Origin of the sequence: Saccharomonospora sp. CUA-673, assembly GCF_001942305.1 — a bacterium.
In the GTDB taxonomy this organism is placed as follows: domain Bacteria; phylum Actinomycetota; class Actinomycetes; order Mycobacteriales; family Pseudonocardiaceae; genus Prauserella.
Window position 1 is genome coordinate 175,640 of the sequence record NZ_MKKE01000055.1, and the last position, 24,311, is coordinate 199,950.

Below are 24,311 nucleotides of genomic sequence, written 5' to 3' on the forward strand. Positions count from 1 at the left end.
TTCGGCTAGTCGGGCAGGGTAATGCCTGGTTGTCTGGGTCGTGATCAGGCACTGCGCCACAAGTCGACGATCCTGTCGACGTCCTCGACGAGACGATTCCACCCGTCGAGACGCGAGATCGGTCCGTGCGGGTCCAGGCGTTCGAGGAGTTGCCTGCGATGGCTGTCGAACCGGTTCGCACCCCGTTCACGCCGGCGGCCGGTCTTGTCGGCTGCGGCAAGTAACGCATCACGGAGCCGCTGCTTGGGGTCTGCGATCCGCTCGACTTCGCGTGGGTGCGGAAGACCGAGATCCGACTTCCCCTTGGGGTTACCGGCGACGCGGCGGATCGCACCGTCGTCGAGGAGCAACCACGCTTCGGTCATCCGGATCGGGATCACAGGGCAGCATGTCAGCGTGGCGCTGACTTCAGTCACGCCGTCGGTGATCTCCGCTCGCCGCGCGGGTACTCCTGCGTTGTCGGCGTCGCGATGGACGATCACCACGTCCGGTTCCGCCCCCAGGAGGCTGATGCCCGCCCGCACTTTGGCTGCGACGGTCTTCTTCACCTGCTTTTCGAGCAGGGCAAAGTTCGGACTGGAGACTCGTAGCTCCACCCCGCGTTCCCGGAACAGGTCTTCAACGAGTGGGCTCAGCGGTGCGTCGGAGGTGCCTTCTGCGACGAACAGCCCTTCGTAGGTTTGCCGCTTCATCCTGCGAGGTCCATGGGGAGCCCGATCTGGCTACCAGCGGGTGCCGTCAGGTAGGTGATCAGATCTGCGCGAGTGGCTACGGCGGAAGCATGAGGAGCTCGCCAGGTGTCCCGAAGGGGCAGAAGGGACAACGCTTCTGCTACACGCCCGTCTGGTCCCGACCGTCGCCGTGTTTCCGCCACGAGGATGTCTCCAAGGTCGCACAGTTGGACGATGCCAGGCGAATGCGTGTTGATGATGACCTGGCGGAACGGGTTGTCGAGAGCAGGTTGCTGCTCGCTGTCCACTGCCAGGTCGCGGACGAGATCCAGCATGGCTTCCAGGTTTGCAGGGTGGATGCCGTTCTCCGGCTCTTCCATGCAGATCAAGCCGTGAACCGTGGGATCTTCGAGCAGGACACAGAGCGCGAGGAACCGCAGCGTTCCCTCGGACAGTGCGCGGGCGGGAAGTCGCATGCCGCTGCGTTCATTCAGGAAGAGGGTGAGTACTTCCCGCTTCTGATCGGGCTCGACGCCGATACTGTCAACACCGAGGTCGCCCAGATCGGCAAGTCGGCTGGCGACCTCGGCGTAGACAGCCTCTTCGTCGACGCCCCCATCATCCCGTGCAGCGTCCTGGGCGATACGGAAGAGCGTCGCAGCCACGTGCCGACCGTCCGACCGCAGTGTGCGCGGGTCGGCAAAGCTGTCCGGCGCGCGGAGTGCGGACGGTTCGAGTGCGAGTCGCCGCCAGCTTTCCATTTCTCGCCGCGCAGCGAGCAAGGTGGGCTGGTCGTTGGTCGTGATTGTGCTGAGTACGGTACGTCCTGCTTTGGCAGCGGCTCGCGGCTGCGGGCGCCCTGAGGTGCCGTCGCCGTGCACATTGACGACAATGCCCTCGTCTCGTTGCTCGGTGGACATGAATGGCCCACCGCGTCGTTCGCCGACCACGACGGCGTTACGAAAGTTCTTCGCGCTGTGCTTGAACCTCAGGTGTTTCGCCGCGTCCCCACGTTTGATGTGCGTGAGGCGCTCGTGCTGGAGTACGAGACGCCCGATGCTGGCTTCACCGTCAGACCGTGCGTACGCCAGACGTAGTTCGTACCGTAGGAACGTCGTCGCGGGTTTGGCCGGGGACCCGAGGTCGTCCTCGACTTCGGGCGGCACGATCATCTCCACCGCGAGGTCCATCGTGCGCTCGTGGTCGCCATAGCCGTCCCAGAAGAGGTCGCGAGGGTCGGCGCTTGACCCCTCGGAAAGGCTGCGCACCTTCTGCGCGGCGCCCATCAGGGTATCGGTGGACAGGTACGAGAGGAACTCGATGGCGTCGAAAACGTTCGACTTACCCACGCCGTTCGCACCAGCAATGCACGTGAACGGGCCGAAGTCGACCTGCACGTCGAGCAGATTCTTGAACCCGTGCACTTCCAGCCTGGTGAGCATGTGAGCAGGTTATCGCGCTTGCCGGGCCGGCGGGTGCTTGCCGAGGCCCGCTAGGCGCGTTCGAGGGCTCCGGACTCGAGGTGGGCGCCGATGGCGTGGGGCAGGAGGTAGGCGACGGCGCCGCCGGGCAGGGGTCCCCACGGTGCGGTGACGCCGGTGAGCACGTGCACGGGCCTGCGCACGACGTATGTCCGCAGGTCGCCCTCGCGTTCGAACGTCAGCGACGTCTCGGGGAACGGCGTCCGGTCGGGGTGGGTCAGGTTGCCTGTTCGTTGCCGAACCGGCGCAGCCGCGTCCCGGCCGGCAGCGTCACCATGCGCTTGTTGCGGTAGAACGGCAGCGGCGGTTCGCCGCGCAGCGGCTGGACCGGCCAGTCCGTGGGGTGTTCCTGTTCGGCCGACGTGCCGCCGCCCATCCGGCCCGGCACGAGCAGCAACGCCCCGAGCAGCGTCTCGGCGGCCTCGTGGACGCGGCGGAACGTGCGTGGTTCGACGGCCTCGCCGTCGGCGTACCGGGCGACCTCCCAGCCGTCGGCGGCGCGGTGCAGACACCACACGTCGTCGGCGGTCTCGCCGATGCGGAACGCCGACTCGGGGATGCCGTACTCGGCGAGCCGCAGCCGCAACGTGGTCAGCACGTCGGAGGCGCGCAGACGCCGCGGTTCGTCGCCGCGTTGCACCTTCGTGACGGTGCTGGGTTCGGCGACGTCCTCGGGTGCGCGCGGCGGCCGCGGCTTGCCCTGGACGTCGGCCTCGGCCGTGGCCCGCACTGATCGGCGGGCGTACGGCACGGCGTACTGGTTGGCGCGGATCGCGTCGAGCAGTCCCTGCTCGGGCGGGACGCCGTACTTGCGCAGGTAGTGCGGCACGGCCGCGGGCCAGATCCACGTGCCGTCGGTGTGGAACGCGTCGGGCACGTCGGCGGGGGCGCCGGGCGGTGCGAACAGGTCCCGCAGGCCGCCCTGCCTGGCCAGCACCACGGGCGCGCGGTACAGGTAGCCCAGCACCCGCGGGATCTCCTCCTGCGGCAGCGGCGGCCGGTTGACGACGGGCTTCTCGCCCTCCCCGCCGCCGTCGACGACGCGGGCGTGCCGGAACTCGATGTCGAGCGGTTTGCCCGCCTTGCCGGCCAGCCACGCGGGCGGATCGGGACGCGGGAAGTACTCGAGCTCGGCGTCGTAGGTGCGCGCGGTGCGCCGGCCCTCGGGCGGCAGCTGCCAGAGCGGCTCGGACGTGGTGTCGAAGTCGAAGTCGAAGTTGCGTTCGGTGTCCAGGGAGTAGGTGCCCTGGAACCAGGTGCCGTGCTCGGCGGTGTACATCGCCGAACGCAGCTGCGCGAGCAACTGGCCCAGCTGCGGCGGCGCCGACAGCGACACCGCGGTGTCCTCGCCCGCGTCGGCCTTCACCTCGAGTTCGGAGTAGTCGCCGACCTGTCGGAACTGGGCCGCCACGCGCTGCCAGCCGGTGGGCAGGAAACCCAGCAGCGTGCGGCCGATGGCCTTCAACAACGGTTGGACGTCGTCGCCCTTGCCCGGTTCGGTGCGCGGTGTGCCGGGTGCGGCGAAGTCGTGGCGTTCCTGCCACAACGCCGTGATCGTGTCGGGGTCCTGCACGCGCGTGGTGAAATCCGTCAGCCCGAGGTCGCGGGCGCGGCGTTCGTCACCGCCGGTCCAACGCAGGACGAGCTCGTCCTCGTCGGAGGCCGGCTCCACCAGGTACGGCTCGTCGTCGTGCAGGCAGTAGGTGTGTACGGCGAACGTCGCGGGCGCCTCGGACGCGGGCACGACCTTGCCGCGGGTCCCCTGCGTCTCGGTGTCGAAGTCCTCGGGCGGTTCGGTGCCGGGCAGCGGCGTCAGCAGCACGCTCGAATCGGCCGTCGAATGCTGCGCCCGGAACATCCCGCCGTCCCACAGCGCGTACAACCCGTCGGGCCGATCGGCCACTTCCACTCGAAAACGCACGCGTGCTCGCCCCCTCGCTCAGGTGATCGCGGGTTCCCCTCCCGCGGTTCGCGCGGGCCTTACTGTATCGACACCTGCCGTTTCGGCCAGGTGGACCGCCGTCGGTGGGAAGGCCTCACCTTAGCGCCGACGGGTGACCGCGAGGTACGAACCGCCCACTTACCGCAACTTGCGCTCTGGGTCCAGAGCGACGTATTCGATGCCGCAAAGCGAACCCTCCGCGGCGTGCCGCCACCCACCCGGGTGGGATCATGGGACACGTGCACGCGGACTCCGAGGTTGAACCTGGAACCCTCCTGGTCGCCGCTCCCACGATGTTCGATCAGAACTTCCGGCGGACGGTCGTGTTCGTGATCGACCACAGGGACGAGGGAACGCTCGGTGTCGTGTTGAACAAGCCGAGCGAGGTGCCGGTCAACGAGGTGTTGCCGGGCTGGGGTTCGCACGTCGTCGAACCGGAGTCGGTGTTCGTCGGCGGTCCGGTGGAGAAGAAGACGGCGCTGTGTCTGGCTGCCCTGCGCACGGGCGAGGACGCCGAGGAACTGCCGGGTGTGATCGCCGTGCGCGGCCCGGTGGCGCTGGTCGACCTCGACGCCGATCCCGACAGCCTCGTCAGCAAGGTGCGCGGCATGCGGGTGTTCGCCGGGTACGCCGGCTGGGACGCGGGTCAGCTCGCCGCCGAGATCAACCGCGGCGACTGGCTGATCGTGCCCGCCCTGCCCGGCGACGTGCTGGCCACCCCGAACCGCGACCTGTGGTCGCACGTCCTGCGTCGCCAGGGCCTGCCCACCGCCCTGCTCGCCACCCACCCGGGAGACCTCCAACTCAACTGACCGCACGGGTGCGTGTTCGGTGCGGGCCGGGTGGGAGCTCCGTACGGTGGGTGGCATGCGCCGTCTGCTGCTCGCCGCCCTGGCCGTCCTCGCCGCCGCGGGCGGTGCGTTCGTGGTCGGGATGCGCCGGAAATCGCCGGTTCTGCAGGATCTGATCCGACAGTTCAGCAAGCATTACGTGACGCCCATGGTGCTGCCGAACGCCGGCGGCGCGGGTGACGGCAACGCCGTGGTGCACCACCGCGGCCGGACGAGCGGCCGCGAGTACGCCACGCCGGTCACGCCGATGCCGGTCGAGGGCGGTTTCCTCGTCGCGCTGCCGTACACGGCGCGGGTCGACTGGGCACGCAACGTCCTCGCCGCCGGCGGGGCGACGGTGGACTTCGACGGCGCGAGCCACGAGGTCACCGACCCGGCCGTGGTGCGCTACGCCGACATCGCCCACCTGCTGTCGCCGAGCAGTCGCCTCGTGGCCAAGGTCTTCGCCCTCGAGGAGTTCCTCCGCCTCCGCACCCACCCCTGACCGGGAGCGGTCACGGCGGGGGTTCGAGTAGGGCGGCGATGTCGGTGCCGGCTCGGAGGAGGGCGAGCATCCGGCGTCCGATGTCGTCGAGCCGGCGCTGCAACGCGTCGAGCGGGTCCGCCGCGGCGGGCGGTGCCACGTCGAGTTGCCGGACGGAGTCGAGCGCGGCGCGCACGGCCGGGATCGGATAGCCGGCCTCGCGCAGCGCGGCGGTGATGCGTGCGTCGCGGATCGCGCCGAGCGGGTAGCGGCGGACGGCGCGCGACGTGACGCGTTCCGGGGCGACGAGCCCTTCCCGCTCCCAGAACCGCAACGTCGAGGTGCGCACGCCGAGCGCCCCGGCCAGCTCGGTGATCGTCATGGCGTCGGTGTCGGTATCCGTGCCGGGGGCGTGAGTCGTCCTGCTCCGCGGTGTCGCCGGGTTCGGCGCGGATCGCGGTGAGAGCGTCGATCGCGTCGAGTGCCTGCGTGCGTAGCCGGGCGAGGTCGGTGTGCAGGGCGTTGACGCGGGCGGCGGCCTCGTCGGCGGGCAGCGAGCGGACGTCCCGGAGGGTGCTGCGCGCGACGACCGGCCCGACCGCCTCGGCCAACCGCCGGTAGGCGCGCAGTGCGACGACGTGCTCGGCGCCGAAGTGCCGGTAGTTGTTGGCGGCCCGGGTGGCCGGTGGCAGCACGCCGAGCCGTTCGAGGTCGCGGATCTGCTGCGGGCTGTACCCGGACGTCGCGGCCAGCGCGGCTGTCGTGAATCCTGCGGTCAGTCCCTCGGTCGGTGTCTCCGAACCCTCCATAAGCACTTCAATAACAAACTTGAAGGCATGACACCCGACGACATTCTCGAACTCGTCCGCGGACTACCCGGTGCGCTCGTGCTCTCCCCCGAGCCCGGTGGTCCCCATCCGGAGGCGGCCTGGGGCGATCATTTCGTCTACCACGCCCCGGGCGGGGAGGTTCCGCAGCGCACGCAGCCGCACGTGACCGTCGTGACGAAGAACGGCCCCGGCGACGAACGGTCGAACCTCGACGTCGACGGCCGGTGGCGCGTCAACGTGCGGGTGCCGCGCGACCGGTTCGCCGAGCTGACCGGCCACGACCCGCGCACTGTGGACTTCGGAGGCGCAGACTCCGGAGGCGCAGACTCCGGAGGTGTGGACTTCGCGGCGGTCGACACGGTCCTGCCGCATCCGCTGTACGCCCGCGCGGGCTTCGTCGCGGTGGTCAACCCGGGCCCGCGCACCACCGACCTGCTCACCACGCTGATCCACGAAGCACACGCCCGCGCAGCCGAGAAAAGCCCCTGACACCCCCGTACGAAAAAGCACCCGAGGGTCCTCGAACGCAGCCACGCGGCAGCGCGTCGTTGAGGGGCGGTGGTCGGGCGACGGGCGGGCGACGGGCGGGCGCGTTGAACGCCGGCCCTTGGGTGCTTGAGAACTGGGGGTCAGGCGTTGCCGGTGAGGGCTCCGCAGCCGCCTCCGCCGCAGGCGCAGCCGCCGCAGCCGGCGGGCTCGGGCTCGGGTTCCGGCACGGTCAGCGCGGCGCGGTGGCCGAGCGCCCCGCCGCCGGCGACCAGGACGAACATGCCCACGACGCCGAGCACGGCCGCGATCACGGTGCCCCAGACGGTCGGCATGACGATGCCGGCGACACCCGCCGCGATGCCGACACCGCCCGCGACCAGCGTCGGCAGTCCGGCGACGCGGTTGGCCAGGCGGAACGCCTCGTCGCTCCGCAGCGTGGCCTGCGTGCGCACGCCCGCGCCGCGCTCACGCGGCAGCTTCTCCCGCAGCCCGAGGTAGCCGCCCCAGCCGACGAGGATGCCGAGCAGTGCGGGAATCAACGCAACGACGATCACGACCTCGAGAATACGGCCCCACCACCGGTCGTCTTGTCGACACCCGAACGGGCTGTGCCCGGCGTCATGTCCGGCCCTCCGGCGCCCACCCACCCCACCCGGTCCGGCCCGAATCGCCCGTCTGCGAAAACCGGGTGAAGCAGGGAGTTACCATAGAAGTGTGAATTCGGCGAGCCTGCTCCTTAGCGGGCCGCGCTGACGACAAGCGTAGGTCGGCGCGGCTACCCCTCATGCCTGCTTGGCTGGGGGGTTGATTGCTTTCAAGGGCTCAATCCCTTCCTGCTACGTCGACCACAGGCGGCGGCCACACGAGTGCGGAAAGGTTCCGGCGATGACAGAGGGCAGCGACACGACCCCGGCGCAGCGGTACAACGCGGCGCTGGCCGGGCAGATCGAGCGGCGCTGGCAGGACTACTGGTCCGACCACGGCACGTATCACGCGCCGAACCCGGCCGGTCCGCTCGCGGACAAGTCCGCGCCCTTGCCGTCGGACAAGCTGTTCGTGCAGGACATGTTCCCGTACCCCTCGGGGTCGGGCCTGCACGTCGGCCACCCGCTGGGCTTCATCGGCACGGACGTGTTCGCACGGTTCAACCGCATGATCGGCCGGAACGTGCTGCACACGATGGGTTTCGACGCGTTCGGCCTGCCCGCCGAGCAGTACGCCGTGCAGACGGGCACGCATCCGCGCACCACCACCGAGGCCAACATCGAGCGGTACCTGGACCAGATCCGCAGGCTGGGCTTCGGGCACGACGAGCGGCGCCGCGTCGCCACGACCGACATCGAGTTCTACCGGTGGACGCAGTGGATCTTCCTGCAGATCTTCAACTCGTACTACGACGAGACGCAGGACAAGGCGCGTCCGATCGCCGAACTGGAGAAGCAGTACGTCGCCGGTGAGCGCACCACCCCGGACGGGCGTGCCTGGTCGGACCTGTCGGCCGCCGAGCAGCGCACGGTCATCGACGAGCACCGGCTCGTCTACATCTCCGAGGCGCCCGTCAACTGGGCGCCGGGGCTGGGCACCGTCGTCGCGAACGAGGAGGTCACCGCCGACGGCCTGACCGAACGCGGCAACTACCCCGTCTTCCGCAAGCCGCTGCGCCAGTGGATGATGCGCATCACCGCCTACGCCGACCGGCTCGTCGACGACCTGGAGCTGCTGGACTGGCCCGAGAAGGTCAAGTCCATGCAGCGCAACTGGATCGGCCGCTCACGCGGTGCGAACGTCCGGTTCGCCGCGGGCGACGAGGCCATCGAGGTGTTCACGACGCGTCCGGACACGCTGTTCGGTGCGACGTACATGGTGCTGGCGCCCGAGCATCCGCTGGTCGAGACGTTGACGGGCGAGGCGTGGCCCGAGGGCGTCGACGAGCAGTGGACCGGCGGCGCCGCGACGCCCGCCGAGGCCGTCGCCGCCTACCGCGACCGCACGGCGCGCAAGTCCGACCTGGACCGGCAGGAGACGAAGGAGAAGACCGGCGTCTTCCTGGGTTCGCACGCGACGAACCCGGCGACCGGCGAGCCGATCCCGGTGTTCATCGCCGACTACGTGCTGATGGGCTACGGCACCGGCGCCGTCATGGCCGTGCCCGCGCACGACGAGCGCGATTTCGAGTTCGCCACCAAGTTCGGCCTGCCGATCGTGCAGACGATCCAGGCGCCGGACAACGCGCCCGCCGACCAGGCCTACGTCGGCGACGGGCCGGCGATCAACTCGACCAACGAGGACGTCAGCCTCAACGGCCTCGGCGTCGACGACGCCAAGAAGACGATCATCGGCTGGCTCGAGGACAACGGGCACGGCGAGGGCACAGTGCAGTACAAGCTGCGCGACTGGCTGTTCGCGCGCCAGCGGTACTGGGGCGAGCCGTTCCCGATCGTCTACGACGAGAACGGCACGCCGATCCCGCTGCCGGAGGACCAGCTGCCCGTCGTGCTGCCCGACGTCGACGAGTACTCGCCGAAGACGTTCGACCCGGACGACGCCGACTCCGAACCCGAGCCGCCGTTGGCGAAGGCCACCGACTGGGTCGAGGTGACGCTCGACCTGGGCGACGGGCCGAAGACGTACCGCCGCGACACCAACGTGATGCCGCAGTGGGCGGGCTCGTGCTGGTACCAGCTGCGCTACATCGACCCGACCAACGACGAGAAGTTCGTCGACCCGGACAACGAGAAGTACTGGATGGGTCCGCGGGCCGCCGAGCACGGCGTCAACGACCCGGGCGGTCTGGACCTGTACGTCGGCGGCGTGGAGCACGCGGTGCTGCACCTGCTGTACTCGCGGTTCTGGCACAAGGTGCTCTACGACCTGGGCTTCGTCACGTCGGCCGAGCCGTACCGGAAGCTGTTCAACCAGGGCTACATCCAGGCCTACGCCTACACCGACTCCCGCGGCGTGTACGTGCCCGCCGAGGAGGTGACCGAGGCCGACGGCAAGTACTTCTACAACGGTGAAGAGGTCACCCAGGAGTACGGGAAGATGGGCAAGAGCCTGAAGAACTCGGTCGCGCCCGACGAGATGGCCGACACCTTCGGCGCCGACACCTTCCGCTTCTACGAGATGTCGATGGGGCCGCTGGCCGACTCGAAGCCGTGGGCGACCAAGGACGTCGTGGGTGCGCACCGGTTCCTGCAGCGGCTGTGGCGCCTGGTGGTCGACGAGGAGACCGGTGAGCTGCGGGTCGCCGACGTCGAACTGTCCGAATCGGACCTGAAGCTGCTGCACAAGACGATCGCGAGCGTCCGCGACGACTACGCGGAGCTGCGGTTCAACACGGCGGGCGCCAAGCTGATCGAGCTGAACAACCACGTCACGAAGACGTACGGCTCGGCGGAGGCCACGCCGCGCGCGCTGGCCGAGGCGATGGTGCTGATGCTGGCGCCCCTGTGCCCGCACATCGCCGAGGAACTGTGGAACCGGCTCGGACACCCGGACACCCTGGTGCACGGCCCGTTCCCGGTGCCCGACGAGAAGTACCTGGTCGACGACACGGTCGAGTACCCGATCCAGGTCAACGGCAAGGTTCGCTCGCGGATCACCGTGGCGGCCGACGCCAACGCCGGCGACGTCGAGGCGGCGGCCCTCGCCGAGGAGAAGATCGCCGCAGCCCTCGACGGCGGCACCCCGAAGAAGGTCATCGTCGTCCCGGGCAAACTCGTCAACGTAGTCCTCTAGCGGCGGTTTGGAGCTCCCAAGGGCCCCATAGTTGCGTTGAACGCGACTAATCTTCCCTTCGCGGCGGCCGTCCGAGGGGTGCTCGCCGCGAGGGCTCCGTTGGTCGGTCAAGGTGCACCCAAGGGCCCTTTAGTTGCGTTGAACGCGACCATGGGGCCCTTGGGACAGCTCGCCGGGCGGCGCACCGGCACGGGTTCGGCCGGAGTTGTCCACATCGACCCGGTTATCCACAGATCTCGATTTTGGGAGTTCCCGGGCCCGGCACCCGCGCAGCACGATCGACGTTGTGAGACGTGGCAGATGGGCAGACGACCCCGAAACACTGCGTGCGCACAGCCGGCTCGGCGTCGTGCGCGCCGCGACCCTGCAAGCCCAGACGGTGCACAAGAGCACCATCTACCGACGATGCCTACCCGGTGGGCCGTGGCGTTGGGTGCTCCCGGGCGTCATCGTGCTGCAGAACTCCCCGCCGACGGCCGATCAACGATTGGTCGCCGCGCTGTTGTACGGAGGTCCGCACACGCTGATCACCGGGCTGGAAGCATGCCGCCGCCAGGGCCTTCGCCTGGGCGATATGCCTCCCGACGACCGGGTCCACATCCTCGTTCCGCACGCGTGTCGCGTGCGGAGCACGGGCTATGTCCTGGTCGAACGCACCCTGCGCATGCCGCGGGGACGCATCATCGGCGAGATTCCGGTGGCCCCGGTGATGCGCGCATCGCTCGACGCCGCACGTCGGATCCGCGCCGAGACGCCCGTGGCGAATCTGCTGTTCGAAGCCGTTCAGCGGGGTGGCTGCACCCCGGCCGCCCTGAGCGCCGAGCTGGACCTGGGGAACGCGCGGGGAACGGCAATTCCGCGCCAGGTCCTCAAGAAGATCACCCCGTTGCGGTCGGTGGCGGAGCTGAACGCGAAACACTTGGCCGAAAGCTGCTCGCGGCCCCCTACCCATTGGAATCCCAAGCTCTACACCGCGGACGGCCACTACATCGCCACCCCCGACGCGTGGTGGGACGACGTCGGCCTGGCGTGGGAGATCGACTCCGTCGAATTCCACTACTCCCGCGATGCGTACGGGCGGACCGTCAGGCGCAACTCCCGCTACGGGCAGGCCGGTGTCCCGGTGGTCCAGACGTTGCCGTCGCAGGTCTCGTCGACCCCGGTGAGTGTGGTGCGCGAACTCGAGGCGGCCCACCAGGGGCGGCGTCGGAACGCGGCCGCGCGGATGTCCGAGTCGTCCCGAACGACGCAGACGGTCAGGGCGAGCCTGCTGCTTGACGGCCCACCCCCGCGTCAGGCGAGGCCGATCTCCCTTGCCAGGTCGGACAGCAGGGCCTCGAAGAGGGTGTCCGGGTGGGCGATCGGGATGGGGTAGTTGCCGAAGACCTCGAGCGTCACGTGGCCGTACAGCCGGGCCCAGAACTGCATCATCAGGTACGTCGTGCCGACGGTGAGCCGATCGGCGGGGACCTCGGTGCCCGCCTCGGCGAGCACCGCCAACAGCACGTCGCGGTAGCCGGCGAGGTCGTTGCGCAGCTCGGTGGGCATCCCGTCGTCGGACGGCAGCGCGACGTCGTCCGACAACAACACGTCTCCCGCCGCCAGCAGGAACAGCCTGCCGAACGGTTCGCTGAGCTGCTGCAGCTTCGCCGTGCTGCTCGCCGCGCCCGCCGCGCCGGAGGCGAACACGAGCGTGAACTCGTTCGTGTGCGTCAACGCCCAACGCCGGAAACCCCGGCAGATCGCGAACAGGCGCGCAGGCCCGCCACCGTCGTGGTCGGCGCTGCCCGCGACGTCACGTTCGAGTGCCTCGCCCAGATCGCGCACCACGTCGGCTCGCAGGTGCTCGAGCAGGTCGTCCCGGGAGCCGTAATAGCGGTACAACGCCGGCGCGGTGATGCCGAGTTCACGGGCGATCGCTCGCAGCGTCACCGCCTCGGGGCCGTCGCCGACGAGCAGCGCGCGGGCCGTCTGCCGGATGTCGCGGTCGGTCGCGGCGCGTTCCCTGCGCGGCCTGCTTGCGCGGGTCTGGCTCGGCGCGCTGTCCATCGTCAAAGTCTAGATCACATCGCAGGGCCGACCGCTGGAGCGAAGGGAAGATTCGTCCCTCCCGCCCGTCGCCCACCGCCACCCAACCGGACGCGCTTCGCGCGGCAGCATTCGATTCCACGCGACCATGGGGCCCTCGGGGGGTTGAGCCGGGGCTTCCCAGCGTGGGCTTGAACCGGGGCGCCGCCGGCACCGATCACTCGGGGGGCTACGTGACCGATGCCGGCGACCCGATGCCCGGCTCGACCGGTGCGACCGGCCGGACAACACACCGCGCGTACGCGGTATGCCTGGGAGAGTCCGTTCGGACTCCAGCCATGACGTCCCCGCGCCGATGTCACCCGAACGTGGGTATCGATGTCATGGTCCTCCCCTGATTGTCGCATCGATCGCCTCCGGGGTTGCAAAAAAATTCACATCCGGTCGGGCTTATCTGCATCTGCAAATGCCGCAGCGGCGGTCGTGGCAGGGTGGAGACGTGACAGCAGCAGTCCTCGTGGTCGGATCGGCCAACGCCGACCTGGTCGTGACCACCGATCGGCGCCCCGCCGGCGGTGAGACCGTCCTCGGCGGCGACACCCGCATCATGCCCGGCGGCAAGGGCGCCAACACCGCGGTCGCCGCCGCCCGCCTCGGTGCGGACGTCGCACTCGTCGGCGCCGTCGGCGACGACGCCCACGGCCGGTTGCTGCTCGACTCGCTCCGCACCGCCGGCGTGCGCACCGACCACGTGCGCACCGTCGACCGGCCCACCGGCGCCGCCTACATCACCGTCACGCCCGACGGCGAGAACTCCATCCTCGTGTCCCCCGGCGCCAACTACGCCCTCACCGCCGCCGACGCGACCACCGCCATCGACAGCGGCACCGTGGACCGGACCACCGACGACAGCGCTGCCGGCGAGCGGGTGCTGGTCGCCTCCCTCGAGGTGCCGCTGGACGTCATCGACGAGGCCGTCACCGCGGCAGCCCGCGCCGCACCCGGACCGTGCTGAACCTGTCGCCGACCACCGAGCTGCCCGACAAGACGCTGCGCGCCCTCGACGTGCTGATCGTCAACGAGCACGAGGCCGCCTGGCTCCTCGGCCGGAACACCACGAGCGCGACCGGCACCGACACCGCCGACGTCACGGCTCTGCTCGACCTGGGCCCACGCGCGGCCGTCGTCACCCGCGGAGCAGAGGGCGCCACGGTCGTCACCCGAACCGAGAACACCGAAACCACCCCGGCCACCGCCACGAACATCCCGTCCCCGCAGGTCACGCCGGTGGACACGACGGGAGCGGGGGACGCCTTCTCGGGTGCGTTCGCGACGTGGCTGGCGGCGGGTGCGACGGTGGTGGACGCGGCGCGGCGTGCGGTGGCGGTCGCGGCCGTGTCGGTCACGCGGCCCGGTGCGCAACCGTCGTATCCCCAGCTCGACGAACTGAACGACGCACTAAACTGACCATCCACACCGTCTTGGGAGGATCATGGCCGAGGCAAAGTTGTCCGGCGTGGGCGTCAGCCCCGGTCGCGCGAGCGGTCCGGTCGTCCGGGTCACCGATTCCATCGCGGAGCCGGCGAGCACCCCGGGCCCGGAGGATCCGTACGCCGAGGCCGAACTGATCGCTCCCGCGGCGAAGAAGGTCGCCGGCAGGCTCGAGACGATGGCCGATGCCGCCACGGGCGACGCCGCCGCCATTCTCAGCACCACGGCCGCGATGGCCGCCGATCCGTCACTGGTCAGTCAGGCCGAGCAGCTGGTCACGGCGCAGCGCATCCCGGCCGCGCGGGCGGTGTTCGATGCGGCCGGTCACTTCGCGCAGGCGCTGGCCAACGCGGGTGGCTACATGGCCGAGCGGGTGCGCGACGTGCACGACGTGCGCGACCGGATCATCGCCGAGGTGCTCGGGGTCGCCCCGCCGGGCGTGCCGGAGCTGACGACGCCGAGCATCCTGGTCGCCCGGGATCTCGCGCCCGCCGACACGGCAGGCCTCGACCCGGCGAAGGTGCTCGCGCTCGTCACCGAGGAGGGCGGTCCGACCAGCCACACGGCGATCCTCGCGCGGTCCGTCGGCATCCCGGCGGTCGTCGCGGTGCGCGGTGCGTTGTCGTTCGCGGCGACGGCGTGGGCGGTCGACGGCGATGCGGGCACGGTCGAGTCGGTCGACCCGGAGGCGCCCATCGTGACGGCCACGGCCGCGGGCGCCGCCGACTGGAACGGCCGCGGCGAGACCGGCGACGGGCACGTCGTGAAGGTGCTGGCCAACGTCGGCTCCCCCACCGACGCGCGCGCCGCCGCCGACGCGGGCGCCGAGGGTGTGGGCCTGTTCCGCACCGAGTTCTGCTACCTCGACGCCGACACCGAACCCACGGTCGACGCCCAGCGCGCCGCCTACGCCGCCGTGCTGGAACCGTTCCGCGGCAAGCCCGTCATCGTGCGCAGCCTCGACGCGGGCGCCGACAAGCCGATCGGTTTCCTGTCCCCGGACGTCGAGCCCAACCCGGCGCTCGGCGTGCGCGGGGTGCGGGTGGCGTTCGACCGGGTCGGCGTGCTGGACCGGCAGCTCGAGGCCATCGCCGGCGCGACCGCCGATGCGGGCGCGAGGTGTCGGTCATGGCGCCGATGGTGGCCACCGCGGAGGAGGCCGCGTGGTTCGCCGACCGGGTGCGGGCCGCCGGCATCGCGCGCGCGGGCGTGATGATCGAGGTGCCCGCCGCCGCGTTGAGTGCCCGCGAGGTGCTGGACGCGGTCAACTTCGTGTCGGTGGGCACCAACGACCTCGCCCAGTACACGTTCGCCGCCGACCGTCAGCTGGGCGCCGTCGCGACCCTGAACGATCCGTGGCAGCCGGCGTTGCTGCGGCTCATCGGCATGGTCGGCGAGGCGGCGAAGGCGACGGGCAAGCCGGCGGGCGTCTGCGGTGAGGCGGCCTCGGACCCGAACCTGGCGCGCGTGCTGGCCGGGCTCGGCGTGACGAGCCTGTCGATGAACGCGGCGTCGGTCCGCGCGGTCGGTGCGGCCCTCGCCGGAGCGACCCTCGCCGACTGCGAACGCGCGGCGCAGGCCGCCCTCGACACCTCCAGCGCCGGAGCCGCCCGCACCGCGGCGAGCCGGTAGACCGTGGACAGCCTGGCCGGCGCTCCAACCGAGGAAAGCGCCGACCAGGCTTCGAGCGCGGGGCCGAGGGCCCCGCGAGGCCTGCAGTCGGAGGGGCCTGCCCTGGGCGGGCCCGCGAATGAAGGGTTGACCACGTTACCGACGCCACACGGCGCTCGGTAGCCGCCGACCGAGCTAGCTCCAGTCGAACCAGCTGCGGCGCGGATGGCGGAGCGTGACCGACCCGCCGCTCACACGGCCGCTGAGGATGAACCGCCGCGCACCGGGGGCGCCGGGCGTGTTGGTCTTGTCGTTGAGCGTCGACCACTTGAGCTCGTCGAGGTCGGTGAGGTCGACCGCCGCGTCGGCGGGCACGACGATCTCGATCGAACCCCATTTGATCTCGAGTTCGATGTCGACGACGTTCGACTCGAAGATCGCCTCGGAGAAGTCGAGCTTCGTCTCGCCGTACTTGTTGCGCACGTGCAGCGCGGACGGCACGTGCCAGCGTCCGCGGCGCACCACGGTGCTGCCGACGCCCTTGATCTCCGCGCGCTGCGTCGGTCGGGCCGGGCGGCCCGGCGCTCCCCCCGCGACGGCTCCCGGTGCGGGCACGGCGTCCTCGTGGTGCAGACCGGGCAGGTCCACGAGCACGGCGTTGAGCTCGCCGCGGGTGCGGGCGGCGAGTGCGGTGTCGGTGCGTTCGGTGAACTCGTCCAGGTCGAGCATGCCGTGTCCGATCGCGCGTTGGAGCAGTTCGACGACGTGCTCGCGTTCGGCGTCGGACACGCGCAGGTTGCGCTGTCGTTCACGTTCGAGGTTGCCGGGCTCCGGGTGCTGCGCGTTGTCGGTCACGGGAAACAGCCTAGGACGTCGGCGGGGTCGGTGGATCCGGGAAAGCCCTGAAACCCGACCCCGAGGCCGACCCCGGGACGGGCGCTATTCGCGTTCGCGATCCAGCCCGTGCTCGATGGCGTAGCGGGCCAGTTCGACCCGGTTGTGCAGTTGCAGTTTCCGCAACGTCGACTGCACGTGGTTCTCCACGGTGCGGTGCGAGATGACGAGCCGGTCGGCGATCTGCCGGGCGGTGAGGCCCTTCGCGACGAACCGGAGCACGTCCTGTTCGCGTTCGGTCAGCTGCGGCGGCGGTTCGCTGCCGGTGGGCGCCTCGGCCATCCGTCGGTACTCGCCGAGCACCATGCCCGCCAGGCCCGCGGTGAACACGGGGTCGCCGTCGGCGGTGCGCCGGACGGCGTCGACGAGCTCGGCCACCGACGCCGACTTGACCAGGTATCCGGACGCGCCGGCCTTCACCGCCTCGAGGACGTCGGTGTGCTCGCCGCTGGCAGAAAGGACCAGCACACGCGTGTCCGACAGTTGGCCGACGATCGCGCGGATCGCCTCGACGCCCGACTGTTCGCCGAGGTTGAGGTCCATCAGCACCACGTCGGGCACGACGGTGCGGGCGATCCGCACCGCCGAGGCGACGTCGGCCGCGGTGGCGCGGACGTCGAAGCCGTGTTCGCCCAGGTCGCGGGCTACGCCGTCCCGCCACATGGGGTGGTCGTCGACGATCATCACCGACACGGTCATCGGGCGGTCCTCCTCCGGTTGGCCGGTCGTGGAACGTGCATCTCCCATTCGGTGCCCGCACCGGGAGCGGTGTCGAGCCTTGCCGTGCCGCCGAGTTCGGCCAGTCGCCCCCTGATCGACTGTGCGATCCCGATGTGTCCTTCGGCCGCCGCGGCCTCGAGCCTGCCCTCGGGGATCCCGGGGCCGTCGTCGCGGACCGTCAGCACGATCTCGTCCGTGAGCTCCTCGAGCAAGACCCACGCCTCGGCGCCCTCGCCCGCGTGTTTGTCCACGTTGGACAGGGCTTCCTTCACGGCGGCGACGAGTTCGGCCACCGTCCCCGAGGGCAGCCGCACCTCGCAGGCCGGTCCGGACACGTGCACCCGTGACGTCGCGAGCACGCCGAGCGCGGCGCGCAGGTCGGCGTCGCTGCCGTTGGGTCCGGTCGGTTCGGACGTCACGAGCGCCCGGAGTGCGATCTCCTGCTCCCCGGCCAGTTGGGCGAGCTCGGCCGCCTCCCCGCCGAGCTCGCCGCCGCGCCTGCGCACGCGCGCGAGCACCTGCAGGACGCTGTCGTGGATGGAGCGGGCGAGCCGTTCGCGTTCGGACGTCGCCGCCTCGGTGCGCATCGCCTGCGCGAGCGCGGCCTGCGACGCGCGCGCGGTCGTGGCGGCGATGCCGACGACGAGGCCGCTGGCGAACAGCAGCACCCCGTCGCGGGCGACGTCGAGGTCGAACAGCCCGCGGGCCAACGACGTGAAGCCGCCGACGACGAGCCCGGCGAGCCCGCCGACGACGGCACCGAACCGTGCGCCCGCCGTCAGCGGCGCCAACGACGCCCACACCGTCGTCACCAGCGGTGCCGCGGACGTCAGCTGACCCTCCGACAGGGCCCACGGCGAGAGCATCATGATCCCGCACGTCACGACGAGGTCGGCCAGCACGAGAAGCCGCCAGCGGTAGCGCTCGCGGGAGAACAGCACCGTCGTGGCGATGGTCCAGACGACCATCGCCGCGAATCCGATCCACGCCAGCCGGATGTCCCGGTACTCGCCCCAGTGGTGGAAGATCGCGCCGAAGGCGAACGCCAGCGTGATCCACCGGAGCACCACGGTGCCCCACCAGAGCGGAGTCGTGGGGTCGCGGAGCTGCGGATCGGTGGTCGTGGTCATCTGGTGTCCGGCTTGTCCTCGCTGCTCTCGTCGGCGTCGTCGTCCGGGGAGTTGTCGCCGTCGGTCTCCTGCTCGGCGCCGATCCGCGCCGGCGTCGCCGGGCCGCCGGCCTCGCCGGATTCGGACGCACCGCTCGGGTCCCCGGTTCCGTGGCCCAGTTCGGCCGCGTTCTCGGGGTCGTTCGGGTCGTCGTTGTACAGCGACTTGATGCCGGCGTTGAGGACGGCCAGCAGCGGCACCGACAGCAGCGCACCGGGAATGCCCGCGACGGCGAGACCGATGGTGATCGCGATGACGACGGCGAGCGGGTGCAGCTTCACCGACCGGCCGAGCAGCATCGGCTGCAGCACGTTGCCCTCGACCTGCTGCACACCGAGGACGATGGCGAGGACGATGAGGGCGGCGATGAACCCGTTGGTCACCAGCGCGACGAGCACGGCCACGGCGCCGGTGACGACCGCACCGATGATCGGCACGAACGCACCGAGGAAGATCAACGTCGCCAGCGGGACGACCAGCGGCACGCCCACGATCGCCAGACCGACACCGATCAGCACGGCGTCGACGACGGCGACCAGCGCCGTGGCACGCACGTAGTTGACCAGCGAGCGGAACGCGTGCCGGCCCGCGAGGTCGACCTTCCTGCGCACGTGCGACGGCACGAACATCGTGGAGTAGCGCCAGATCTGTTCGCCGCTGATGAGGAAGAACAACAGGACGAACAGCATCAGCACGAACCCGGTGAGGAACGTGCCGATCGCCGTCGCCGTCGTCACGGCGCTCGAGGTGACCGCGGCCTGGTTGTCCTGAATGAACTGAATGCCGGCGTTGATCGCGTCCTCGATCTGCGTTTCCCGCAGATGCAGCGGACCGTTCACCAACCAGTCCTCGATCTGCTGGAGGCTCTGCGTCAACTGCCGTTGCATGGCAGGAAGGCCCTCGGTGAACTGGACGATCACGAACGTCAACAGTCCGCCGACCACGGCGATGCCGCCGATCAGCACGATCACCGACGACAACACGTGCGGCACGCGCAGCCGGTTCAACTGGTGCACAGCCGGGATCAGCAGCGCTGCGAACAACAGCGCCAGTGCCACCGGAATCATGATCAACGACAGGTAGCCGACGACCTCGCCGATGATGTACAGCGCACCGACGATGACGAGGAAACGCCAGGACAGCGCCGCCGCTACCCGGACACCCTTGGGGATCTCCTGGGCCGCGTCGGCGGAGTGCGGTGCGGCTTGGATCGCCTGCTGCTCCACCCTTCGGCCGCCCCGTTGCTCCTCACGTCGGTCGCCGCGTTCGTCGCCGCCGGGATCGGGGGTCGTCGCGGAAGTGTCGCGCGTCGTGTCGTTCACAAGGGTCACCGTATCGAGATCGAGGGCTTCGCGTGGGATGTGACCGCAGGAGTGGATCTACTCCCCGTCGGGATCACGTGATGTGACCGACGAGTACGCACTGTCAGTTTCACACCTTCGGGCCATTAAGTCGCGTCGAGCGTGATTTCCGAGCGTTGCGTTTGCGAGTCTCATGGCGCACAAGGAAAAACGAACGCCGGCGTCCGCGAGGTCACCGAGAGGTGCACACCTCCGGACGTTCACCGGAAACATATTCGGATTTCTTTTCACGTTTTCGCAAGGAGTATGTGTGGGCGCTGAGCGCGCGATGACACCGAGGCCGGACGCTGGTCGCGTCCGCCGGTGGTTGTCGCGTGCACTCGTGGTCTCCGGCGGCGCCGTCGCCGCGACCGCGATCGCCTGGGGCGCCTCGACCGCCTCCGCGGCCGCCGACGAGAACCCGTTCGGCGACGTCTCCTTCGGTGGCGACACGTCCTCGTCCGCCGAGCACGCCGAGCAGTCGACGCCGCACGACTCCTCGAAGTGGGCCGACATCACGAAGGCCGCCGAGCGCGCCTTCACCCACGGCTCCGACTCCGACTCCGACTCCGACTCCGAGGCCGCCGAGAAGGGCGAGGCAGGCGACGCCGACACGGGCGGCGCCGATTCCGAGGACACCGCGAAGCCCGCAGACACCGCGCCCGCCGGCGAGGCGGGGCCGGACGACGCGGCCACCGCCGACGACGCAGAGGACGCGGCGAAGCCGGCCGTGCAGGGCGACTCGACGGGCACCGCCGAGACCAAGGCGGTCGAGCCGGTCGCCGACGAGCCGACGTCGAAGCTCAAGGCCGCGCACCAGAACGCCAAGCGCGCCTGGCAGCGGCACGTCGCCGAGCCGACGCGCGCCGCGCTGCACGAGGTGGGCAACGTCCTGCGCTCCGTGGGCGGCCTCGGCGGCGGCCTGTCCGGTGTGGACTCCCCGGACGTCGACGTGCCGTCGGCACCGGCTCCCGAGCTCGACGGCCTGCCGAAGCCCGAGGGGCTTCCGCTGGGTGCGGGCGAGGACGGCCGTGCCTCCGCGCAGACCGAGTCCCACGACGCCGACGCCCGCGCACCGGGCGCGAGCGTCGACGAACTCACCACGTCCGCCGTGTCCGATTCGGACGCCGGTGAGTCCTGGATGTCCGGCGCCGAGCGCGCCGGCAACGGCGCCTTCGACGCTGCGGGCGCCGAGCACTCCGACGCGCCGACCAAGCCGGTCGGCCCGGAGAAGAACCGGCATGTGCCGGCTCCGATGCCGACACAGTCGTCCCACGTCACCGCGGCGCCCGCAGACGCGCCGACCGGTGCGGCCATGACCGCGGCAGACCCGTTCGCCGCGTCCGCCGTGGGCGCCCTCGTGCGCTCCGGCCACTCGTTGTCGTCGATGTCGCCGGGTTCCCAGCCCGGCGTGACGCCTGACTGATCACCTCCGCGGGGTAGCCGGCGCGCCCCTGCGGTGATCCACGGCAGTTCTCACGCCCTGCCGACCGCTTCCTCCCTCCGCGTCGGCTTTCCTTCCCCGCGCTCCCGCGAGTCGCCGTGTTCGGCGCGGCTCGCCATCCGTCACATGTCCCCTCGCGTTCGGCGGAGCGCACGAAGACCCCTCCAAGGGAACCAAGGAAAAGGAGAACACCCCACGATGCAGACCTGGGCGAAGCGCGGATTGCAGACCGCGCTGGTTACCGGTGGCATGTTGATGCTGGGCACCGGCATCGCTTCCGCTGACGAGACGGTCGACCCGGACAGCCCGGCCGGCCCGCTCGACGCGAACGTCAGCGTTCCCGTTCAGATCGAGGACAACGCCGTCGGCACCCCGTTCGGGCAGGCCAACCTGCCGGGCGTCGACACCGAGATCAGCACCAAGCCCGTCACCGATGCGGTGAACAAGGTCGCCGGGCCGGTCAAGGAGAAGGCCTCCGAGGCCGCCGCGCCTGCGTCCGAGGCCGCGGCCCCGGTCAGCGACCGCGTCACCGCTCCGGTGCAGGAGCAGACCGACCGGGTCACCGACGCCGCCTCCGAGGCGAAGGGCACCGCGCAGCAGGCCGTGCAGCAGACCGGCCCCGAGCCGGTCGCGAAGCAGGACGCCAAGCAGGCCCCGTCCCCGGACGACGTGACGCCGCCGTCGGTCGACCCGACCGACGACCCGTTCATGGGCAACAAGATCGACGGCAACCTGGCGCTGCCGATCCAGATCACGGGCAACGCGGTCGGCATCCTCGGTGACGCCGAGGTCGAGTCCGACCACGAGCAGTCCTACGAGCACAACTCCGACGTCAGCACCGACGGCGCCTCCGGCGGTCTCGCGGGCAACGTCGTGGCGCTCGACTGGGCCCTGCCGGTGCAGATCTCCGGTAACGCCGGCGCCCTCGGCGGTTCGGCGCAGTCGTCGGGCAGCGCGTCGCAGAGCGCCGCCACGACGGGTGACGTCGAGACCGACGGCACCAACGGCGCGCTCGCGGGCAACATCGTGTCGCCGCAGTTCGCCACCCCGGTGCAGCTGTCGGGCAACGCGCTCGCGTGGTTCCTCGGCTCCTCGCAGACCGACTTCGACGCCAGCAGCGAGGCCGACTCGGGTGGCTTCCTCGCCACCGACGGCGAGTACGGCGGGGCGACGGGCAACGTCGTGGGCGCCCCGGTCGCACTGCCGGTGCGCGTGGCCAACAACGCCGCCACGTGGGGCGGCGACGCCGACGCGGTCGGCTCGTCCGAGGTCGCCGCGAACTCCGGTGACACCTCGCCGGGCATGCACGACATCGACAGCTACATCCAGACCACGGGCCAGAACGGTTTCCTCGCCGGCCAGATCGCGCAGCCGCAGATCGCGTCGATGGCGTCGGTGACCGGCACGGCCGCCGCGTGGATCGGCAACGCCGCCACCGGTGGCAGCGCCTACTCCGACGAGGACCGTCAGGCCGGCGCCACCAGCTCCGACGCCGTCATGACGGCCGGCGGTGCCTCCAACACCAACGGCAACGAGGCCGCCGGTTCCGGCAACATCGCCGACGCCCCGATCGCCCTGCCCGTCGAGGTCTTCGGCGTGGGCGGCACGTGGATCGGCAACGCGCACTCCTCCGACCACGTCAACAGCACCGAGGCCGTCGCCGGTGGCGACACGCTGACCCCGGGCAACGAGTCGGTCCTGTCGTCGAACACGGTGGCCCCGGCCCTCGCGTCGACCGCCGAGGTCTTCGGTGTCGGCGGCAGCTGGATCGGCAACGCCTCCGGCGACGCCGAGTCCGACAAGCTGGTCCAGTCCGGTGGCTACAACGGCACGCTCGCCGACGAGGCCTCCGGTTCCGGCAACCTGGTTCAGGTTCCGCTGGCCGCGCCGGTCGAGGTGTTCGGCGTGGGCGGCTCGTGGATCGGCCAGGGCATCGCCTCGGCCGAGGAGAGCAAGGAGGTCGTCGCCGGTGGCGGCGGCAACACCGAGGACGACTACGGCTTCGTGAACGCCAACCTGGTGCAGGTTCCGGGTTCGGTGCCGGTGCAGGTGTTCGGCGTCGGCGGTTCCTGGATCGGCCAGGGCATCGGCGAGGGCACGACCGACACGGTCTCCGAGGCCGGTGGCGACGTGAACGCCAACGGCGACAAGGGCACGGGCGCGGGCAACGTCGGCGTCGTGCCGGTGTCCCTGCCGACGCAGGTGCACGGTGTGGGCGGCAGCTGGATCGGCAACGGTGTCGGCACCAGCTCGAACCTGACCGACTCGATCGCCGGTGGCGACGCCACGGCCAGCGGTGAGGAAGGCGCCTCGCGGGCAACATCGTCCAGGCGCCGGCCGGTGCCGCGGCGACCGTGTTCGGCGTCGGTGGCTCCTGGTTCGGCCAGGGCCACGGCCAGGGCGTCAACGACGTCATCTCCGAGGCCGGCGGCGACGCCGACGCCATGGGTGACGGCGGCGCGTTCTCCGGCAACGTCGTGGGCGCGCAGGCCATGCCGATCGCGCAGGTCTTCGGCGACGCGGCGAGCCTCGTGGGTGTCGCCAGCGGTGCGGGCGCCAACGTGACCGACGTCGAGTCGGGCGGTGACATCGACGCCTCCGGCCAGGACGGTGCCGTGTCCGGCACGATCGTCGACGTTCCGGTCGGCGCCGTGGCGCAGGTCTTCGGTGTCGCCCCGTCGGTCGCCGGTGTCGCGAACGCCGTCGCCGACAACACCACCGAGGGCGAGGTCGGCGGCGAGACGTCGACCGAGGGCAACAACAACGCCCTGTCCGGTGTGGACGCGCAGCTGCCGGTGGGCGCCCTCGCGCAGGTCTACGACCTGCCGCTGGCGCTGCTGGCCGAGGCCACCTCGGTGACGGCGAACGACACCGACGTCGAGGTCGCCGAGAACGAGCCGCAGATCAACCTGCCGATCGACGGTTCGGAGCTGCCGGCCACCGAGGTGCCGAACACGCCGTACGTGCAGGCCGCGTTCGACCGGGTGGCCGAGCTGGCCGGTTCGTCGCCGATGCAGCGTTCGGCCATGCCGACCGACGCGGGCGTGCCGTCGCTGCCGGGCGTTCCGGCCGCGCCGTCGCTGCCGTCCGCCCCGTCCCTGCCGGAGGCCCCGGAGGTGCCGGTGGACGCGTTCTCGGGTCAGCTGCCC

16 protein-coding genes and 4 pseudogenes are annotated in these 24,311 nt (G+C 70.7%); 9 read left to right on the forward strand and 11 right to left on the reverse strand.

Annotated elements, in window-relative coordinates; all coding sequences use genetic code 11:
* Positions 1–44: 44 nt before the first annotated feature.
* From BJF85_RS21445 to BJF85_RS21455, 3 genes and pseudogenes are all read right to left on the reverse strand, one after another.
* The gene (locus BJF85_RS21445; RefSeq protein ID WP_075849818.1) at positions 45–692 is read right to left on the reverse strand and encodes a DUF4276 family protein; all 648 of its coding nucleotides are present in this window, start codon (positions 690–692) and stop codon (positions 45–47) included.
* Positions 689–2,113 carry an AAA family ATPase gene (locus BJF85_RS21450; protein WP_075849819.1) on the reverse strand — a complete coding sequence of 475 codons (1,425 nt, stop codon included), beginning with the start codon at positions 2,111–2,113 and terminating at the stop codon, positions 689–691. Before BJF85_RS21450 ends, BJF85_RS21445 begins: the two co-directional genes overlap by 4 nt.
* A 50-nt stretch (positions 2,114–2,163) precedes the next feature.
* Positions 2,164–4,073 (reverse strand): annotated as a pseudogene (locus tag BJF85_RS21455) (TNT domain-containing protein).
* Between the two features lie 251 nt (positions 4,074–4,324).
* Between BJF85_RS21455 and BJF85_RS21460 the strand changes: the two are divergent.
* On the forward strand, positions 4,325–4,906 hold the full coding sequence (locus tag BJF85_RS21460) for a YqgE/AlgH family protein (RefSeq protein ID WP_075849820.1): 582 nt from the start codon (positions 4,325–4,327) through the stop codon (positions 4,904–4,906).
* A 55-nt stretch (positions 4,907–4,961) separates the two neighbouring features.
* Positions 4,962–5,429, forward strand: a complete 468-nt coding sequence (locus BJF85_RS21465) for a hypothetical protein (RefSeq protein WP_083666610.1) — start codon at positions 4,962–4,964, stop codon at positions 5,427–5,429.
* 10 nt (positions 5,430–5,439) lie between these two features.
* On the opposite strand, the gene BJF85_RS29165 is transcribed toward BJF85_RS21465, so the two are convergent.
* A complete protein-coding gene (locus BJF85_RS29165) occupies positions 5,440–5,790 on the reverse strand; it encodes a MerR family transcriptional regulator (protein ID WP_222844624.1) in 351 nt (116 codons plus the stop codon).
* 280 nt (positions 5,791–6,070) lie between these two features.
* A pseudogene (locus BJF85_RS31680) lies at positions 6,071–6,217 on the reverse strand (hypothetical protein); the annotation flags it as partial.
* A gap of 27 nt (positions 6,218–6,244) precedes the next feature.
* Between BJF85_RS31680 and BJF85_RS21475 the strand changes: the two are divergent.
* Positions 6,245–6,727, forward strand: a complete 483-nt coding sequence (locus tag BJF85_RS21475) for a DUF6194 family protein (RefSeq protein ID WP_075849821.1) — start codon at positions 6,245–6,247, stop codon at positions 6,725–6,727.
* Between the two features lie 140 nt (positions 6,728–6,867).
* Here the strand turns inward: BJF85_RS21475 and BJF85_RS21480 are convergent, their stop codons facing one another.
* Positions 6,868–7,281, reverse strand: a complete 414-nt coding sequence (locus BJF85_RS21480; RefSeq protein ID WP_075849822.1) for an SdpI family protein — start codon at positions 7,279–7,281, stop codon at positions 6,868–6,870.
* Between the two features lie 331 nt (positions 7,282–7,612).
* On the opposite strand from BJF85_RS21480, the gene leuS reads away from it, so the two are divergent.
* The gene (gene leuS / locus BJF85_RS21485; RefSeq protein WP_075849823.1) at positions 7,613–10,465 is read left to right on the forward strand and encodes a leucine--tRNA ligase; all 2,853 of its coding nucleotides are present in this window, start codon (positions 7,613–7,615) and stop codon (positions 10,463–10,465) included.
* A gap of 286 nt (positions 10,466–10,751) precedes the next feature.
* Positions 10,752–11,840, forward strand: a complete 1,089-nt coding sequence (locus tag BJF85_RS21490; protein WP_187346946.1) for a hypothetical protein — start codon at positions 10,752–10,754, stop codon at positions 11,838–11,840.
* Here the strand turns inward: BJF85_RS21490 and BJF85_RS21495 are convergent.
* Positions 11,759–12,514: a TetR/AcrR family transcriptional regulator gene (locus tag BJF85_RS21495; RefSeq protein ID WP_075849825.1), complete on the reverse strand. Its 756-nt coding sequence runs from the start codon at positions 12,512–12,514 to the stop codon at positions 11,759–11,761. The two genes, BJF85_RS21490 and BJF85_RS21495, sit on opposite strands and share 82 nt — an antisense overlap.
* Positions 12,515–12,992: 478 nt before the next feature.
* On the opposite strand from BJF85_RS21495, the pseudogene BJF85_RS21500 reads away from it, so the two are divergent.
* Both BJF85_RS21500 and ptsP read left to right on the forward strand, forming a co-directional pair.
* Positions 12,993–13,960: pseudogene (locus tag BJF85_RS21500) on the forward strand (ribokinase).
* A 25-nt stretch (positions 13,961–13,985) separates the two neighbouring features.
* Positions 13,986–15,616, forward strand: a pseudogene (gene ptsP / locus BJF85_RS21505) (phosphoenolpyruvate--protein phosphotransferase).
* Positions 15,617–15,790: 174 nt separating this feature from the next.
* On the opposite strand, the gene BJF85_RS21510 reads toward ptsP, so the two are convergent.
* From BJF85_RS21510 to BJF85_RS21525, 4 genes are all read right to left on the reverse strand, one after another.
* Entirely contained in the window at positions 15,791–16,450 is a 660-nt protein-coding gene (locus BJF85_RS21510) for a DUF1707 domain-containing protein (RefSeq protein WP_075849826.1), read from the reverse strand.
* 84 nt (positions 16,451–16,534) lie between these two features.
* Positions 16,535–17,188: a response regulator transcription factor gene (locus BJF85_RS21515; protein ID WP_075849827.1), complete on the reverse strand. Its 654-nt coding sequence runs from the start codon at positions 17,186–17,188 to the stop codon at positions 16,535–16,537.
* The gene (gene macS, locus BJF85_RS21520) at positions 17,185–18,339 is read right to left on the reverse strand and encodes a MacS family sensor histidine kinase (RefSeq protein ID WP_075849828.1); all 1,155 of its coding nucleotides are present in this window, start codon (positions 18,337–18,339) and stop codon (positions 17,185–17,187) included. The genes BJF85_RS21515 and macS overlap by 4 nt, the downstream gene beginning before the upstream one ends.
* Positions 18,336–19,589 (reverse strand): AI-2E family transporter, encoded by a 1,254-nt coding sequence (locus BJF85_RS21525; protein ID WP_075849880.1) that lies wholly within the window; start codon positions 19,587–19,589, stop codon positions 18,336–18,338. Before BJF85_RS21525 ends, macS begins: the two co-directional genes overlap by 4 nt.
* 400 nt (positions 19,590–19,989) lie before the next feature.
* Here BJF85_RS21525 and BJF85_RS21530 point away from each other — a divergent pair, with 400 nt between their 5' ends.
* Together BJF85_RS21530 and BJF85_RS21535 are read left to right on the forward strand one after the other, a co-directional pair.
* On the forward strand, positions 19,990–21,144 hold the full coding sequence (locus BJF85_RS21530; RefSeq protein WP_139320770.1) for a hypothetical protein: 1,155 nt from the start codon (positions 19,990–19,992) through the stop codon (positions 21,142–21,144).
* A gap of 216 nt (positions 21,145–21,360) precedes the next feature.
* Positions 21,361–23,727, forward strand: coding sequence for a hypothetical protein (locus BJF85_RS21535; RefSeq protein WP_075849830.1), 2,367 nt, complete (start codon positions 21,361–21,363; stop codon positions 23,725–23,727).
* The last annotated feature ends 584 nt before the right edge of the window (positions 23,728–24,311 follow it).